General features: G+C 64.4%; 20 protein-coding genes. 14 read left to right on the plus strand and 6 right to left on the minus strand.

Going from position 1 to position 15,698, the window contains the following annotated elements; genetic code table 11:
• Positions 1–59: 59 nt before the first annotated feature.
• The 7 genes from IVB12_RS37210 (at position 60) to IVB12_RS37240 (ending at position 4,532) form a co-directional block, all read left to right on the plus strand.
• Complete coding sequence (locus IVB12_RS37210; RefSeq protein ID WP_247307879.1) at positions 60–1,004, plus strand: heme o synthase; 945 nt, start codon at positions 60–62, stop codon at positions 1,002–1,004.
• A gap of 7 nt (positions 1,005–1,011) precedes the next feature.
• Positions 1,012–1,176, plus strand: a complete 165-nt coding sequence (locus IVB12_RS37215) for a hypothetical protein (RefSeq protein ID WP_018644977.1) — start codon at positions 1,012–1,014, stop codon at positions 1,174–1,176.
• Positions 1,177–1,181: 5 nt separating this feature from the next.
• Complete coding sequence (locus IVB12_RS37220; protein ID WP_247307881.1) at positions 1,182–1,826, plus strand: cytochrome c oxidase assembly protein; 645 nt, start codon at positions 1,182–1,184, stop codon at positions 1,824–1,826.
• Between the two features lie 79 nt (positions 1,827–1,905).
• Positions 1,906–2,802, plus strand: a complete 897-nt coding sequence (locus IVB12_RS37225) for a cytochrome c oxidase subunit 3 (RefSeq protein ID WP_247281760.1) — start codon at positions 1,906–1,908, stop codon at positions 2,800–2,802.
• Positions 2,803–2,901: 99 nt separating this feature from the next.
• Positions 2,902–3,303: a DUF983 domain-containing protein gene (locus IVB12_RS37230; RefSeq protein ID WP_247307906.1), complete on the plus strand. Its 402-nt coding sequence runs from the start codon at positions 2,902–2,904 to the stop codon at positions 3,301–3,303.
• Complete coding sequence (locus IVB12_RS37235) at positions 3,300–4,061, plus strand: SURF1 family cytochrome oxidase biogenesis protein (protein ID WP_247307909.1); 762 nt, start codon at positions 3,300–3,302, stop codon at positions 4,059–4,061. The genes IVB12_RS37230 and IVB12_RS37235 overlap by 4 nt, the downstream gene beginning before the upstream one ends.
• Before the next feature lie 105 nt (positions 4,062–4,166).
• On the plus strand, positions 4,167–4,532 hold the full coding sequence (locus IVB12_RS37240; RefSeq protein ID WP_247307911.1) for a nuclear transport factor 2 family protein: 366 nt from the start codon (positions 4,167–4,169) through the stop codon (positions 4,530–4,532).
• A gap of 54 nt (positions 4,533–4,586) precedes the next feature.
• Here the strand turns inward: IVB12_RS37240 and IVB12_RS37245 are convergent, their stop codons facing one another.
• A complete protein-coding gene (locus IVB12_RS37245; RefSeq protein ID WP_247307914.1) occupies positions 4,587–5,921 on the minus strand; it encodes a histidine kinase in 1,335 nt (444 codons plus the stop codon).
• An 87-nt stretch (positions 5,922–6,008) separates the two neighbouring features.
• On the opposite strand from IVB12_RS37245, the gene IVB12_RS37250 reads away from it, so the two are divergent.
• From IVB12_RS37250 to IVB12_RS37270, 5 genes are all read left to right on the plus strand, one after another.
• Positions 6,009–6,653, plus strand: a complete 645-nt coding sequence (locus IVB12_RS37250) for a response regulator transcription factor (protein WP_247307918.1) — start codon at positions 6,009–6,011, stop codon at positions 6,651–6,653.
• Positions 6,654–7,199: 546 nt separating this feature from the next.
• Complete coding sequence (thrC, locus tag IVB12_RS37255) at positions 7,200–8,618, plus strand: threonine synthase (RefSeq protein WP_247307919.1); 1,419 nt, start codon at positions 7,200–7,202, stop codon at positions 8,616–8,618.
• Entirely contained in the window at positions 8,615–9,904 is a 1,290-nt protein-coding gene (locus IVB12_RS37260; RefSeq protein ID WP_247281753.1) for a pitrilysin family protein, read from the plus strand. The genes thrC and IVB12_RS37260 overlap by 4 nt, the downstream gene beginning before the upstream one ends.
• Positions 9,905–9,944: 40 nt before the next feature.
• A complete protein-coding gene (locus IVB12_RS37265) occupies positions 9,945–10,532 on the plus strand; it encodes a GNAT family protein (protein ID WP_247281752.1) in 588 nt (195 codons plus the stop codon).
• A 146-nt stretch (positions 10,533–10,678) separates the two neighbouring features.
• Complete coding sequence (locus IVB12_RS37270; RefSeq protein WP_247307942.1) at positions 10,679–11,329, plus strand: hypothetical protein; 651 nt, start codon at positions 10,679–10,681, stop codon at positions 11,327–11,329.
• Between the two features lie 213 nt (positions 11,330–11,542).
• On the opposite strand, the gene IVB12_RS37275 is transcribed toward IVB12_RS37270, so the two are convergent.
• The 5 genes from IVB12_RS37275 to IVB12_RS37295 all read right to left on the minus strand — a co-directional run bounded on the left by IVB12_RS37275 (position 11,543) and on the right by IVB12_RS37295 (position 14,181).
• Positions 11,543–12,028, minus strand: coding sequence for an ATP F0F1 synthase subunit B (locus IVB12_RS37275; protein WP_247307945.1), 486 nt, complete (start codon positions 12,026–12,028; stop codon positions 11,543–11,545).
• Between the two features lie 5 nt (positions 12,029–12,033).
• Entirely contained in the window at positions 12,034–12,597 is a 564-nt protein-coding gene (locus IVB12_RS37280; protein WP_247307948.1) for a F0F1 ATP synthase subunit B, read from the minus strand.
• Between the two features lie 66 nt (positions 12,598–12,663).
• Positions 12,664–12,894: a F0F1 ATP synthase subunit C gene (locus IVB12_RS37285; protein WP_007599451.1), complete on the minus strand. Its 231-nt coding sequence runs from the start codon at positions 12,892–12,894 to the stop codon at positions 12,664–12,666.
• Positions 12,895–12,946: 52 nt separating this feature from the next.
• Positions 12,947–13,696, minus strand: a complete 750-nt coding sequence (locus IVB12_RS37290; RefSeq protein ID WP_247307951.1) for a F0F1 ATP synthase subunit A — start codon at positions 13,694–13,696, stop codon at positions 12,947–12,949.
• A gap of 110 nt (positions 13,697–13,806) precedes the next feature.
• Positions 13,807–14,181: an AtpZ/AtpI family protein gene (locus tag IVB12_RS37295; protein ID WP_247281747.1), complete on the minus strand. Its 375-nt coding sequence runs from the start codon at positions 14,179–14,181 to the stop codon at positions 13,807–13,809.
• Positions 14,182–14,539: 358 nt separating this feature from the next.
• Between IVB12_RS37295 and IVB12_RS37300 the strand changes: the two genes are divergently transcribed.
• Together IVB12_RS37300 and IVB12_RS37305 are read left to right on the plus strand one after the other, a co-directional pair.
• On the plus strand, positions 14,540–15,061 hold the full coding sequence (locus IVB12_RS37300; RefSeq protein ID WP_247307956.1) for a hypothetical protein: 522 nt from the start codon (positions 14,540–14,542) through the stop codon (positions 15,059–15,061).
• 145 nt (positions 15,062–15,206) lie between these two features.
• Positions 15,207–15,680, plus strand: a complete 474-nt coding sequence (locus tag IVB12_RS37305) for a secondary thiamine-phosphate synthase enzyme YjbQ (RefSeq protein ID WP_247307959.1) — start codon at positions 15,207–15,209, stop codon at positions 15,678–15,680.
• The last annotated feature ends 18 nt before the right edge of the window (positions 15,681–15,698 follow it).

Raw genomic sequence — 15,698 nt, forward strand, 5'->3', positions numbered from 1 at the left:
CATCGCCCGCGGCGCCCGTGACGGGCGCCGCGGCTCTTTCAGGAAGCGAGCTGAATTAAGTGTCCGTCCTCGACCACAATGCCGTCGACATCAATCCTCGCATCTCCGAAGCGGAGGTCGGCGATTACATCGCGCTGCTCAAGCCGCGCGTGATGTCGCTGGTGATCTTCACCGCGCTGGTCGGGATGGCGATGGCACCCGGGCATTTCCATCCCGTGCTGGCGATCACCTCGCTACTCTGCATCGCCGTCGGTGCCGGCGCCTCCGGCGCGCTCAACATGGCGCTCGAGGGCGACATCGACGCCAAGATGTCGCGCACGGCGAACCGGCCAATCCCGCGCGGCCGCGTCACCCGCCCCGAAGCGATGGCGTTCGGCATGACGCTCGCCTTCTTCTCGGTGATGACGCTCGGCATCCTCGTCAACTGGATCGCGGGCGCGCTGCTCGCCTTCACCATCTTCTTCTACGTCGTGATCTATACGATGGGTCTGAAGCGTTGGACCGCGCAGAACATCGTGATCGGCGGCGCTGCCGGCGCGCTGCCTCCGGTGGTGGCCTGGGCCGCCGTGACGGGCACGGTCGACGTCGAGCCACTGCTGCTGTTCGCCATCATCTTCTTCTGGACGCCGCCGCACTTCTGGGCGCTGGCGTTGTTCCGCTCCGACGATTATGCGCGCGCCGGCATTCCGATGCTACCCAACGTCGCCGGTCCCGATGCGACGCGGCTCCAGATCCTGCTCTACACGATCGTGCTGATCGCGGTCGCCGCCGCACCCTGGGCGCTCGGCTATTTCGACGCCGTCTACGGCATCGTTTCGCTGATCCTCGGCGCCGGCATGCTGGTGCTCGCCATCAACGTCTACATGCGTCGCGAGCGCAGCGAGTCGCTGCGTGCCACCCGCAAGCTGTTTGCATTCTCCATCCTTTATCTGTTTGCGCTGTTCGCCACCCTGCTGGCCCAGGTTGTATTCCGGGCGCTTGCTCCGATGGCATGGGGCGCATGAGGCGGGGATGGCCGACAAACCCGAGCCAGATGGAATCGTCCTCACCGAGGCGCAGAAGAAGAGCCGTCGTCAGCGCTCCATTGCCATTGCTTTGGCGCTCGGCGTGCTCGTGGTGCTGTTCTTCGCCGTCACCATGGTCAAGGGGCCGGCGGTTCTAGTGCGGCCGATGTAGGAAACATGGATCACGAGCCGACCATATCGCAGGATCAGAGCCGGACGGCGGGCAAGGGCCGCATCGGTGGTCTTGGCCGCGACGCGCTGGTCGCCTCGATCTGCGGCGGCGTAGTGGCGCTGATGGTGGGGGCATCCTACGCGGCGGTGCCGTTCTACAACTGGTTCTGCCGCGCCACCGGCTTCAACGGCACGACCCAGGTCGCGACCTCCGCACCGGCCACCGGCCCGATCGCCCGAAAGATCTCGGTGCGGTTCGATTCCAACGTCGCGCCGGGCCTGCCCTGGAAGTTCGAGCCCGAGCAGAGCGAGATCGAGGTCAATATCGGTCAGGTGACGACGGTCTACTACACCGTGACGAACCAGGCCGCGCGCACCACCGCGGGCCAAGCCGCCTATAACGTCGCGCCGCTGACGGTTGGGTCATATTTCCAGAAGATCAACTGCTTCTGCTTCACCGAGCAGACCATGGCGCCCGGCGAGAAGCGGGAGATGCCGGTCGTGTTCTATGTCGATCCGTCGATTGCCGAGGATCGCGAGAACGACGGGCTGAACACGATCACGCTGTCCTACACGTTCTATCCGGTGAAGGATCCCGTGGTGAAGCCGCTGGCATCGGGTGACGACGACAAACGCAAGGGAAATCTCTGATCGCCGGGCGCACGCTCGGGGGATTGGACGCAAGGGGATAAGTGCCTGACAGGCACGGGATTGAGGAGAGAGACCGCAAATGGCAACGGCGCACACCAAGCATCACGACTACCATCTGGTCGATCCCTCTCCCTGGCCGGCCGTCGGTTCGCTGTCGGCCTTCATCATGGCGGTTGGCGCGATCGCCTGGATGCACCACATGTTCTCGGCTGCGCCGATCGTGTTCGGTGTGGGCACCGTCGGCGTGCTCTACACCATGGCGAGCTGGTGGGGCGACGTGATCAAGGAAGCCCAGTACAAGGGCGACCACACCCGCGTCGTGCAGCTCCATCACCGCTACGGCATGATCCTGTTCATCGCCTCCGAGGTGATGTTCTTCGTGGCCTGGTTCTGGGCCTATTTCAACGCCGCGCTGTTCCCGGCTGACGCCGTCCATGCCACGCGTGATGCGGTGTTCGGCTGCGGCCTTGGCACGCAGGCCGGCGCCTGCTCCGTTCCCGGCACCTGGCCGCCGAAGGGCATCGAGACCTTCGATCCCTGGCATCTGCCGCTCCTGAACACGTTGATCCTGCTCACCTCCGGCACCACGGTAACCTGGGCGCACCATGCGCTGCTCGAGAATGACCGCCAGGGTCTGAAATACGGCCTGATCCTCACCGTCGTGCTGGGTGCGCTCTTCACCTGCGTGCAGGCCTATGAGTACAGCCACGCGGCGTTCTCGTTCGGCGGCAACGTCTATGGTGCGACCTTCTTCATGGCGACCGGCTTCCATGGCTTCCACGTGCTGGTCGGCACCATCTTCCTGCTGGTCTGCCTGTTTCGCGCCTATGCCGGCCACTTCACGCCGACCCAGCATCTCGGCTTCGAGTTCGCCGCCTGGTACTGGCACTTCGTCGACGTGGTCTGGCTGTTCCTGTTCCTTTGCATCTATGTCTGGGGACACGGCGCCGAGACCATGGCTCACGGCGCGCACTGAGCTGCGAGGCAGATGATTCAGAAAGGGCGGCCGCAGGGCCGCCCTTTCGCTTTCCGGCCGCCGGAAGCCTTGGCCGAAACTGTGATAGAGTTTGCCATCATGAACGACATCGCCGGCCCATCGGAGTCTCAAACCACGGTCCTGCAAAGCGCGCTGCGCGGGCTCGCCTGCAAATGTCCGCGCTGCGGCGAGGGCAAGCTCTATGCGGGCTTCCTGACACTCGCGCCTCGCTGCGAGCGCTGCGGTCTCGACTATGCTTTCATCGATACCGGTGACGGTCCGGCGATCTTCATCATCATGCTGGCCGGCGCGATCGTGGTCGGCTGCGCGCTCGTCGTCGAGGTCAAGTATCAGCCGCCGTTCTGGCTGCACGCGGTGCTCTGGCTGCCGCTGATTCTCGCCACCACGCTTTTGCCGCTGCGCGCGATGAAGTCGCTGCTGATCGCGCTGCAATTCCACCACAAGGCGGCGCCGGGCCGACTCATCGACCGCGCGAAATGAACCGGACCGTGCGCAAGCCTCGCGTGGCCGGCTTTGCGCTGTTCACGCTGCTCCTGACGGCAGTGTTCGTCGGGCTTGGCTTCTGGCAATTGCAGCGCCGGACAGCCAAGCACGAGCTGATCGCTGCTCTCACCGAACGGCTTGCGACCGCGCCGGTCGCGCTGCCGGCGCCCGCGCAATGGGCGGCGCTCAATCGCGCGCGCGACGAATTCCGCCGCGTCAGCTTCTCTGCAACTTACGTCCCGCTGCCCGATGCGATGGTCTATTCCTCCGGCTCGGCCGTGCGCAAGGACGCCTCCGGTCCCGGCACCTGGGCGTTCCTGCCGGCGCGGCTTCCGAGCGGCGAGATGGTCGTGATCGATGCCGGCTTCGTCGAGAACACGATGCAGGATCGCGGCGTCGAGGATCGCGCGGTGAAGCAGCTCGTCACGGGCCAGCCGGTCGTGCTCACCGGCTATCTCAGGTTCCCGGAAGCACCGGGCTGGCTGACACCTGCGGAGAACCGCGAGAAGCGGCTCTGGTTCGTGCGCGATCATCTGGCAATCGCGAGCGCGCTCGGCTGGGGAACGGTTGCGCCGTTCTATGTCGACCTCGAGCAGCCGGTGCCCGAGAACGGCGTTCCACGTCCCGGTCCGCTCGACGTGCATCTGAAAGACGATCACCTGCAATACGCGATCACCTGGTTCACGCTCGCGGGCGCCCTGCTGATCGCCTTCGCGGTGTGGGCGAGGGGGCGGCAAGACCGAACTCATCCGTAGATCAACCGAGGGAACCCGGTATCGTCCGGGCTTTACCGTTCAGCGCACATTCACGAGTGTGGTCCTAAGCCGCCACTGGTGTCCGCGGCAGAACAGGATTGCAGCGTGAGCGATTTCGACCAGATGGGAATTGTCGTTGACTGGGTAGATGCCTGCCGCAAGGGCGACCTCGCGGCGCTGCTCGATCTATATGCGGACGACGCCGAGCTTGAATGTATCTGCAACGGAACGCAGCGCCATCGCGGCCGAAGCGAGCTCGAAAGCTATTGGAGGCCGCGACTTGGCGCCTTGTCGTCGGCGGGCTTCAGGCTGGAAGAGATCGATCCAGTGTCCAACGGCGTCGATCTCGAATATTCCATCGCTGGCGCGCTGCGCATTCGCGCCTCGTTTCGCTTCAGCACGGAAGGCAAGATCCGCAGCACGCTGTGCGAGCCGGCGCGACAGAACGCGCATGTTGGCTGCGCGTGCTAGCTAGGGCATGATCCGGAAAAGTGTGTAGCGGTTTTCCGAAAAGATCATGCTCAGCTAGACCGGCGCCTCCCGGGTTGGCGCAGCCGGAAGACGGCATCGGACATAGGTTCGTTCATTCGCGCGCAGCAGTGACAGCGATCCGCTGAGCGCGCGAACGCGCTCATGCATGCCGGTCAGGCCCCGGCCAAAGACGTTGTCGGCGGGAAAGCCGCCGCCATCGTCGGAGATCTCGATGACGAGCGTCTCACCGGTGATGGTCGTCTGCACATGGGCGTTGCTCGCTTTGGCATGGCGCAGCACGTTGGTCAGCGCCTCCTGGATCAACCGATAGACGGTCCGCGCCAGCGGCCCGTCTAGTCCGTTGAGACCGGGGTCAATCGTGTCCGTCAGACCGATATGCGGTGCCTGCTTGCGAAAGTTTTGAAGCAGTGTCTGGACGCTGCTTGCGAGGCCCAGTTCCTCAACATAGAGCGGCCGCAGCCGGTCGAGAATACGGCGGTTGGCCTGCTGGAGCGCCTCGACCGATTGCAGCACCTCCTGCACCGAATTGCCGAGATTTCCCACGGCAGGCGCGGCCTCGATCAGCGCGACCGCGCCGGCGCGGATGCCGAACAGAAGCGGGCCGAGTTCGTCGTGCAATTCGCGGGCGAGGTCGCGCCGCTCATCGTCCTGAAGCGACACCAGCCGATGCAACAGGTCGCGATTGTCCTGGCTTAGTTGCGCCAACGTCCCCGCCAGCGCGTTCGCCGCCGCGCAGCTCTGCCGGATCTCCGGCGGCCCTGCCACCGGGATCGGCTTTGTGTAGTCGCCGCGTCGCATCCGCGTCAGTCCTTCGCCGAGCTGTTGTAGGGGGCGTAGCGCCGACGCCGCCAGGACGTAGGCGATGGTTCCGGTAAGCGCCATCAGCCCGGCGATCAGGCCGGTGAGCGCGAGGAAGCCGATCCATTTCTCGAACAGCTCGGCGGACAGGTCGGGCACGAAGACGATATCGCCGACACGCTCGCCGTCGATCGTCACCGGGGATGCCGCGTCCATCTCGGGGATGGTGATCAGGTCGATGAACCATTGCGGCACGCTATGCGGCGTGCGCGGGTCGTCCTTCGGGGAGCGCGCGGGACCCGCTTCCACGGAACGGAATTGGATATCAGAGGAGGTGTCCAACGATTGGACAAACGCATCGAGCGTCCGCCGTGGATTGTCGGAAGCGCGCAGCGTGTTGTTGAGCGCGGTGGCGATGGCCCGGGTCGAACGCCGGCCCGGCTCATTCTCCTCAACGAGCTGGCCCCCTGCGAAGGTCTGAAGCAGCACGCCGCCCAGGATCAGTGCCGCGAGAAGGCTCGCGCCGAGCGGAAGAAACAGTTGCGTCCTGAACGAGAGTCGTTGCCACATTAGGTCAATTCTAACGTGTTTTGACGGAATTCTCTCTTTCCATTTGTTCCCGCCGGTCTATGAGTCGAGAAAGCAAGTGAGCCTGCGATGCAAGATACCGCCAAGCCGGCAACCAAGGTCCTGATCGTCGACGACCACCCTGTGGTGCTGTCCGGTTGCCGCACCCTGTTCGCGTCCGACCAGTCGATCCGTATCGACGAGGCGAACGATGCCAAATCCGGGCACCGCGCCTATGTCAGCAAGCGGCCCGATGTTACCGTGATCGACATCAGCCTGCCTGATGTCTCGGGCTTCGAGCTGATGCGACGCATTCGGAAGGACGATCCGGACGCCAAGATCATCATGTTCAGCATGAACGATGATCCGGCCTTCGTGGTGCGGGCGGTCGAGCTTGGGGCCCAGGGCTATGTCTCCAAGGGTGACGATCCCAGGATACTGCTGAAAGCGGTGCGCAAAGTGGTCGCGGGCGACAATTTCATTTCTCCGCAGCTTGCGGAAGCCGTGACGTTTTCCGGTGCCGCAATCAAGGCCAATCCAGCCTCGCAGATGACGCCGCGGGAGCTCGAGATTCTTCGCCTGCTCGGACGCGGCGACAAAATCGTCGAGGTCGCCAAGGCGCTCGGCATCTCCTACAAGACCGTGGCGAACACGACGTCCCTGCTCAAGCAGAAGTTAGGGGCCAAGAACCATTCCGACCTGATCCGGATCGCAGTGGAAATCGGGATGAATTGACCTGTCGCCAACGACCGAACCGGCTGCTCCAGGAGGCAGCGGTTCGGTCGACGGATCGGCGTCGCCATCAGCCGGGCAATGCATGGGCGATGGCCGGCACCGTCCGCCGACCCAATCGGTCGCCACGGCATTCGTTCCCCAGGGCAGGCCAAAGGTTCGGGAAAAGACGGCAATATCACGCAAGTCATTGCTCATATCCGCGAAAGAAGGCCCTGAGCACGGCGGGAAAAACAGGAACATTTTCCGCCGCCTGCCGTTTTGGCTCTTGACGATTTGACGACAGCTGACGAAAGCTTGGGTGAACAGTTTAGCGGGTCGAACGACCCGACGAGGCAATCGGTCTGCACACAACGACAGACCTTCCAAGAGAAGGGCTGCGGCAATGCCGCAGCCCTTTTTCATTGGGCTGCGGGGCGAGCGGAAGCGGTTTCCCGATGCCGCAAAACACTTTATGGTGGCTCAACGCCTCTGGCTGTTAACAAGTAATTTCGTAAAATCAAAGGCTTAACGAGCGAGCTCAGACTCGGTTGGCCTTTGGAGGGCAGTTTGACTCGTTATATCTCGACCCGGGGCGAAGCCCCCGAACTCGGCTTCTGCGACGTGATGCTGACCGGGCTAGCCCGCGATGGCGGCCTGTACGTGCCGGCCGTTTGGCCGCAGCTTTCGGCGCAGACCATCGCCGGCTTCTTCGGCCGCGCCTATTGGGAGGTCGCGGTCGACGTGATTCGCCCCTTCGCGGGCGGCGAGATCACGGACGCCGAGCTTGGCCGCATGGCCAACGAGGCCTATGCCACCTTCCGCCATCCCGCGGTGGTGCCGCTGCGCCAGATGTCGCCGCACCAGTTCGTGCTCGAGCTGTTCCACGGCCCGACGCTCGCCTTCAAGGACGTGGCGATGCAGCTGATCTCGCGGCTGATGGACCATGTGCTCGCCAAGCGCGGCCAGCGCACCACCATCGTGGTCGCAACCTCCGGCGATACCGGCGGCGCCGCGGTCGAAGCCTTTGCGGGTCTGGAGAATGTCGACCTGATCGTGCTGTTCCCGCATGGCCGCATCTCCGAGGTCCAGCAGCGGATGATGACGACGACTGGTGCGGCCAATGTGCATGCGCTCGCCGTCGAAGGCACTTTCGACGACTGCCAGGCGCTCGTGAAGGGAATGTTCAACAACCATCGCTTTCGCGATGCGACGTCGCTGTCCGGCGTCAACTCGATCAACTGGGCGCGTATCGTCGCCCAGGTGGTCTACTATTTCACGTCGGCCGTTGCCGTCGGTGCACCGGCGCGCGCGGTGGATTTCGTCGTGCCGACCGGCAATTTCGGCGACATCTTTGCCGGCTACGTCGCCAAGCGCATGGGGCTGTCGGTGCGCACGCTGCACATCGCCGCCAACGTCAACGACATCCTGGCCCGCACGCTCAAGACCGGGATCTACGAGGTGCGCGAAGTGCACGCCACGGCCTCGCCGTCGATGGACATCCAGATCTCCTCGAATTTCGAGCGGCTGCTGTTCGAGGCCGGCCGGCGCGATGCGGCGGGCGTGCGCCGCCTGATGGATTCACTGAAGCAGTCGGGGCGTTTCGTGCTGCCCGATGCCACGCTGGCCGCGATCCGCGAGGTGTTCGACGCAGGCCGTGCCGACGAGACCGAAACCGCGGCCGCAATCCGCGCCGCCTGGCGCGAGGCGGGCGAGCTGGTCGATCCCCATACCGCGGTGGCGCTGGCGGTCGCGGACCGCGACACCACCGACACGACGGTCCCGAGCATCGTGCTCTCTACGGCCCATCCGGCCAAATTCCCCGACGCGGTCGAGGCGGCCTGCGGCCAGCGGCCGCAACTGCCCGCCTGGCTCGACGGATTGATGACTAAATCCGAACACGTGAAGGTGATGAAGAACGATCAGGCCGAGGTCGAGCGGTTCGTGCTGTCGATCAGCCGCGCCGCAAAGCAAGGAGTTGCCGGATGAGCGTCGAGATTTCCAAGCTTGCTTCCGGCCTCACCGTCGTCACCGACAAAATGCCACATCTCGAGACTGCGGCGCTCGGCGTCTGGGCCGGGGTCGGCGGGCGCGACGAGAAGCCGAACGAGCATGGCATCTCGCATCTCCTGGAGCACATGGCGTTCAAGGGTACGACCAAGCGCTCCTCGCGCGAGATCGTCGAGGAGATCGAGGCGGTCGGCGGTGATCTCAATGCCGGCACCTCGACCGAGACCACGTCCTACTACGCGCGGGTGCTGAAGGCCGACGTGCCGCTCGCGCTCGACGTGCTCGCCGACATTCTCGCCAATCCTGCCTTCGAGCCGGACGAGCTGGAGCGCGAGAAGAACGTCATCGTGCAGGAGATCGGGGCTGCGCAGGACACACCCGACGACGTCGTGTTCGAGCATCTCAACGAGCTCTGCTATCCCGACCAGCCGATGGGTCGCTCGCTGCTCGGCACCGCCAAGACGCTGCGCGGCTTCAACCGCGACATGCTCCGCGGCTATCTGTCGACGCATTATCGCGGGCCCGACATGGTGGTGGCCGCCGCCGGCGCGGTCGATCACAAGCAGGTGGTCGCCGAGGTCGAGCAGCGCTTCGCGAGCTTCGAGGCGACACCGGGACCGAAGCCGCAATCCGCCCAGTTCGGCAAGGGCGGCGCCAAGGTGGTCCACCGCGAGCTCGAGCAGGCGCATCTGACGTTGGCGCTCGAAGGGGTGCCGCAGACCGACCTCTCGCTGTTCTCGCTCCAGGTCTTCACCAACATTCTCGGCGGTGGGATGTCGTCGCGGCTGTTCCAGGAGGTGCGCGAGAAGCGCGGCCTCTGCTACTCCATCTACAGCTTCCACGCGCCCTACACCGACACCGGCTTCTTCGGCCTCTACACCGGCACCGATCCCGCCGACGCGCCGGAGATGATGGAGGTCGTGGTCGATGTCATGAATGATTCGGTGGAGACCCTGACCGAGGCCGAGATCGCGCGTGCCAAGGCGCAGATGAAGGCGGGCCTGCTGATGGCATTGGAGAGCTGCTCCTCCCGCGCCGAACAGCTCGCCCGGCATGTGCTGGCTTATGGCCGGCCGCAGACGGTGCAGGAGCTGGTGGCCCGGATCGACGCCGTCAGCGTCGAATCGACCCGGGATGCCGCGCGTGCGCTGCTTTCGCGCAGCCGCCCTGCGGTTGTTGCATTGGGCAGTGGCAGGGGTCTGGACACCGCGGTATCTTTTGCGGAAGGATTGACGCGGGCGCGTGCCAAGGCGCGGCTGCATTAAGAGCCGTCGCCCAGGGGCGCCCGCTCCGGGAAGCATCACCATGGCCCTGTTCCGCCTCCCATCCAGTGGACCCGCCGCCCTCGCGCCGCGCGGCAACGGGCTGTTGCTGCGCGCCCCGCAGATGTCGGACTTCCTGCAATGGGCTCACTTGCGCGAAAGTAGCCGCGACTACCTCACCCCCTGGGAGCCGATCTGGCCGTCGGACGATCTCACCCGGTCCGGCTTTCGCCGCCGCTTGCGCCGCTATTCCGAGGACATTGCCGCGGACCGGTCTTATCCCTTTCTGATCTTCCGCGAACTCGACGGCGCCATGGTCGGCGGCATCACGCTGGCCAATGTCCGGCGCGGCATCGTGCAGGCCGGCACCATCGGCTACTGGGTTGGGCAGCCCTACGCCCATCGCGGCTACATGACCGCTGCGCTGCGGGTGCTGCTGCCGACGCTGTTCGGCGAGCTCAACCTGCACCGCGTCGAGGCCGCCTGCATCCCCACCAATGCACCATCGATCCGGGTGCTGGAGAAGTGCGGCTTCTCGCGGGAGGGGCTGGCGCGCCGCTATCTCTGCATCAACGGGATCTGGCAGGACCACCTGCTGTTCGGCCTGCTGCATGAGGATTTTCGCGGTTGAGCCGCCACGTCCTGCGGCCAAAGTCTTGATCGTCTCGCCTTGTTTGCTGCCGTAATTTGCCTGCCTTGGGTTCGCCGATTTTGGCGATATAACGGCGCGGGCTGGCCAGCGATCGGCCGGAGTGCTGTCATGGAGTATGGGTGTTGATGGTGAAGGAGCTTCGGTCGTCGCGAAATGCGTTGCGGCGGGGGACGGTGGTAGCTTTGACGTTGTCGGTTGCGCTCGCGTCTGTCTCGCCGGTGGCGGCCCAGTCCTTGAGCGACCGCTTCAAGAGCCTGTTCGGCGGCAAGTCCGACGAACCGGCCCAGCCCAAGCCGCCGCCCGCGCCCGGCCAGCCGGCCGACGACGACGTTGATTGCCCGCAGGTCACGGTGCGCGCCGGCGCCTCGACTTATGCGGTCGGCGCGAGCGGCAAGCAGGCTGTCGGCAACGACATCCGCTTCCAGGCCACAATCACCAAGATGGCGCGCGAATGCGCCCGGAGCGGCGGCGATATCACCGCGCGGATCGGAATCCAGGGCCGTGTCATCGCCGGTCCCGCCGGCGCGCCTGCGACGGTCGAGGTCCCCTTGCGTGTTGCCGTGGTGCAGGGCGGCGTCGGCGAGAAGGTGATCGCCTCAAAGGCCTACCGGACCACGGTCGAGATGTCGGAGGGCGGCAGCGTGCCCTTCACGTTCGTGGCCGAAGATCTGGCCTACCCGATGCCCTCGGCCGCGGCCGCCGATTCCTACATCTTCTATGTCGGCTTCGACCCGCAGGCGCTCGCGCCCGAGCCGAAGGGACGGAAGAAGAAGTAGGGTTCAAGGTCGGCTGTCACTACAATTACGGCTGTCATCACCCGCAAAGGCGGGCGATCCAGTATTCCAGAGAGGTGAGTGATCTATCGAGAGGTCGCGGCGTACTGGTTGCCTCGCCTGCGCGGGGCATGACACCGGACTTGTGGCTATAGATCGGCCAACAAAAAAGCCGGCGCTCATCGCGCCGGCTTTTGAGTGGTGAAGGCAGAGTTCTCAGTTCAGCTTCTGCCCGACTTCGTTGATGCCCCTGGCGAGCAGGTCGTCGGCGACCTGGCCCTTGACCGACTGCGACAGGATCGTGGAAGCGGCCTGAACGGCGGCTTCCGCGGCTGCGGCTCGGACATCGGCCAGCGCCTGGGCCTCGGCGAGCGCGATCTTGCTCTCCGCGGTCTTGGTCCGGCGGGCGACGAAGTCTTCCATCTTCGCCTTGGCGTCGGCTGCGATTCGCTCGGCTTCGGCCCTGGCATTGGCGATGATGTCGGCAGCCTCGCGCTCGGCCATGGCGCTGCGCGCCTTGTAGTCGGCGAGCACCTTGGCCGCCTCCTGCTTGAGGCGCGCCGCGTCGTCGAGCTCGGCCTTGATGCGATCGGCGCGATGGTCAAGCGCGGTCATCGCCGTCTTGAAGATCCCGAGATAGCCGAACACGACCATCAGGATCACGAAGGCGACGGCGACCCAAAATTCAGGTTCGAAGAACATCTCAACTAACCCTTCAAGGACGCGTCGACCGCGGCATTGACCGACGCTGCATCGGGAACGACGCCCGTGAGCTGCTGCACGATCTGGCCTGCCGCATCCGCCGCGATGCCGCGGACGTTGCTCATGGCGGCGGCGCGGGTCGAGGCGATGGTCTTCTCCGCCCCGGCCAGCTTGGCCGCCAATTGCTCTTCCAGCGCCTTGCGCTCGGCATCCGCCTGCGCATTCGCCTTGTCGCGGGATTCGTTGCCGATCGCCTGTGCCCGCATGCGCGCCGAAGCGAGCTCGCTTTCATAGGCCTTCAGCGCCGCGTCGGACTGGTCCCTCAGCTTCTGCGCTTCGGCGAGGTCGCCCTCGATTTTGTTCTGCCGCGCCTCAATCACACCGCCGACGCGCGGCAGAGCGAGCTTGGACACGATCACGTAAAGCAGGACGAAGAAGATCGCGAGCGACACCAGCTGCGAAGCAAAGCTGCTGCTCTCGAACGGCGGAAAACCGCCACCGTGGTGACCACCGTCAGCCTCGGTGTGAGCGCTCGCCGGACCTTTCGCGCCGCCATGACTCTCAGCCATGGAGTTCTCCTGTTGCTGTCACGCGCGCCGTCCCAGAGGCTGGAACGGCGCGAAAAAACGTCGTTCTCAGAGCGGAACGAACAGCAGCAGCAGCGCGATCAGCAGCGAGAAGATGCCGAGCGCTTCGGTCACGGCGAAGCCGAAGATCAGGTTACCGAACTGGCCCTGAGCCGCCGACGGATTGCGAACGGCTGCGGCGAGGTAATTGCCGAAGATCACGCCCACGCCGACGCCCGCACCGCCCATGCCGATGCACGCGATGCCCGCGCCGATAAGTTTTGCTGCTGCCGGATCCATTTTAGTCTCCTTGGAAGAAAGATGGGTTGTGGGTGGAAATTCCCCGGACCGCTCAGTGTCCTGGATGAATGGCGTCGTTGAGATAGATGCAGGTCAGGATCGCGAACACATAGGCCTGAAGGAACGCGACCAGGATCTCGAGCGAGGTCAGCGCGACCGTGAGCGCCAGCGGCAGCACGCCGCCGACCCAGCCGAGGGCGCCGAGCGAGAAGCCGAGCATGGCGACGAAGCCGGCGAACACCTTCAGCGCGATGTGGCCGGCCAACATGTTGGCGAAGAGGCGGACGCTGTGGGAGACCGGCCGCAGGAAGAACGACAGGACCTCGATGAACATGACCAGCGGCAGGATGTAGATGGGGACGCCGTGGGGAACGAAAATCTTGAAGAATTTCAGGCCGTTCTTGTAGAGGCCGTAGATCAGGACGGTGAAGAACACCAGGAGCGCGAGCGCCGCGGTGACGATCAGGTGGCTCGACACCGTGAAGGTGTAGGGGATGATGCCCACCAGATTCGAGACGCAGATGAACATGAACAGCGAGAAGATCAGCGGGAAGAACTTCATGCCTTCCGCGCCGGCCGTCGAACGGATGGTCGAGGCGACGAATTCGTAGGAGATTTCAGCGACGGACTGGAGGCGTCCGGGAACCAGCTGCGTGCCGCTGGCGAGCATCAGGATCGAGATGATCGCGACCGCCACCAGCATGTAAAGCGACGAATTGGTGAAGGCGATCGTATGATTGCCGATATGGCCCAGGGTGAAGAGAGGCTCGATGTTGAACTGGTGGATCGGGTCGATTTTCATCAGCGCGGCATCTCTTGGTCTGCCGGCAATGCCGGCGGGTCTCGGTCTGCCGGCCGGGCCGGCCCGTACCGGCAAAGCCGGCACGATCATTCCTCTGCTGGGCGGATCGCTTAAGAACCACCGCGCCTGTTTTGACCCGCGCCCGCCGTTCTCACCACATTCACCACGCCGGCGACGAAGCCCAGCAGCAGGAACACGATAAATCCGAAAGGCGACGTCGACAGCAAGCGGTCGAACCCCCAGCCAATCCCCGCTCCGACAACGACGCCGGCGATCAACTCCGAGGATAACCGGAAACCAAGCGCCATCGCCGAGGCTCTGGCCGCTCCGTCTTCACCGTCACCTGCGGGTTGCTCGGTCTTGCTCCGCCGGTCCCGAAGTTCGGACAAGCGTTGATCAAGATTTCCGAGCCGTTCGGAAAGCGCAGCTTCCTCGGACGATCTATCGCGATCTCCATTCCCGCCGTGCTCCGTGCCCTGTGTCATGCAACGAAGACCCGAAACGCCGCGGCTGAATGGAAATTACGCCCGCCACCCTCAAAAGCCGCGCGGACCATACTGATGGCCTATTATCAAGTCAAGCCAAGTCACGATTGCGTCGCTTTCCGTTATGTGTCTGATTTCTTTGCTGATATTGGCGCGCACAGCAGTGCTGCACACAGCGTGACGCCGCACCGCAGCAGCTCTCCGCATGATCGACGAATGCAGCCGCCATTTCGCCGCGCTGCCGGGATCAAGGGACGGTCGCGGTCGTTGATATCGGTGGTGCGTTTTGGGCGGCGGATTGCCTCGGCGGGGTGTAGAATTGCGAAAGTGCCACCTGCACGTCGTGGCGGAGCGCAAGATGAGACCTGTGACGTCATCCACAACATCATGGTTTGCGGTAGCGACGTTCGCCGTGGTGATGGTCGTCAGCGGCGGCTTCGTCGCCGCGCAATCCGCTCCTGACAGCGAAAACGGCCGCTACAGCATGACGCCGATCCCGGAGGGCGTGTTGCGGCTCGACACCCGCACCGGCACCATGTCGACCTGCACCAAGAACGGCGCCGGCTGGGCCTGCTACGCCTTGCCGGACGAACGGGCCGCGCTCGATACCGAAATCGGCCGGCTTCAGGCCGAAGTCGAGAAGCTGAAGGGCCAGCTCGCGGCTGGGCCGACCGTATCGGGCAAGGTCGACGAGCCGCTGCCGAAATCCGATCCGCTCAAGAAGGCGGAGCCGAAGGCCGCCGAGGGCGAGCGCAAGATCGAGATCCCGCTGCCGAGCGACCAGGATGTCGACCGCGTGATGTCGTTCCTGGAAAGGGCCTGGCGCCGGCTGATCGACATGGCCAACCGCGTGCAGAAGGACGTGTCGGGGAAGATTTGATTCGGCTCCTTCGAGGTCGTCCTGAAGCCGTGCCGCAGCCTCTCTGTTTTTCTCGACGCGAATTGCCACTTTTCGCCATCACGAGCATTCGGGGTAATGGGTCCTGGCTTTCGCCGGCCTTCGCCAGGACGACGAGAGGCTCTTGATGACATCAGGCAAATCCGTAACGCGTTCGGCGCCATCATTCGTGCAAACCACCACGCTCGCATCGTCGCTGCTCACCGTGCAGACGCCCGGCCGCGGCTTCACCGATCTGACCAGCGAGGCAGCCAGGTTCATCGCCGAAGCGCACGCGCGTGAGGGCGCGCTGACATTGTTCATCCGCCACACCTCGGCCTCGCTGACGATTCAGGAGAACGCCGATCCGTCCGTGCTCGTCGATCTCACCACGGCGCTGTCCCGGCTTGCACCGGAGAATGCCGGGTGGACGCATGACACCGAGGGGCCGGACGACATGCCGGCGCACGTCAAGACGATGCTGACGGGGACCTCGCTTCAGGTGCCAGTCCTGAAAGGCAAGCTCGCGCTCGGCACCTGGCAGGCGATCTACCTGATCGAACATCGCAGCCGGCCGCATCGGCGCGAGATCGTGCTGCAATTCGTCGGCAGCCATCAGTAGGGACAAAACAAAACCGGC

The organism is Bradyrhizobium sp. 179 (assembly GCF_023073535.1).
Taxonomy (GTDB): Bacteria; Pseudomonadota; Alphaproteobacteria; order Rhizobiales; family Xanthobacteraceae; genus Bradyrhizobium.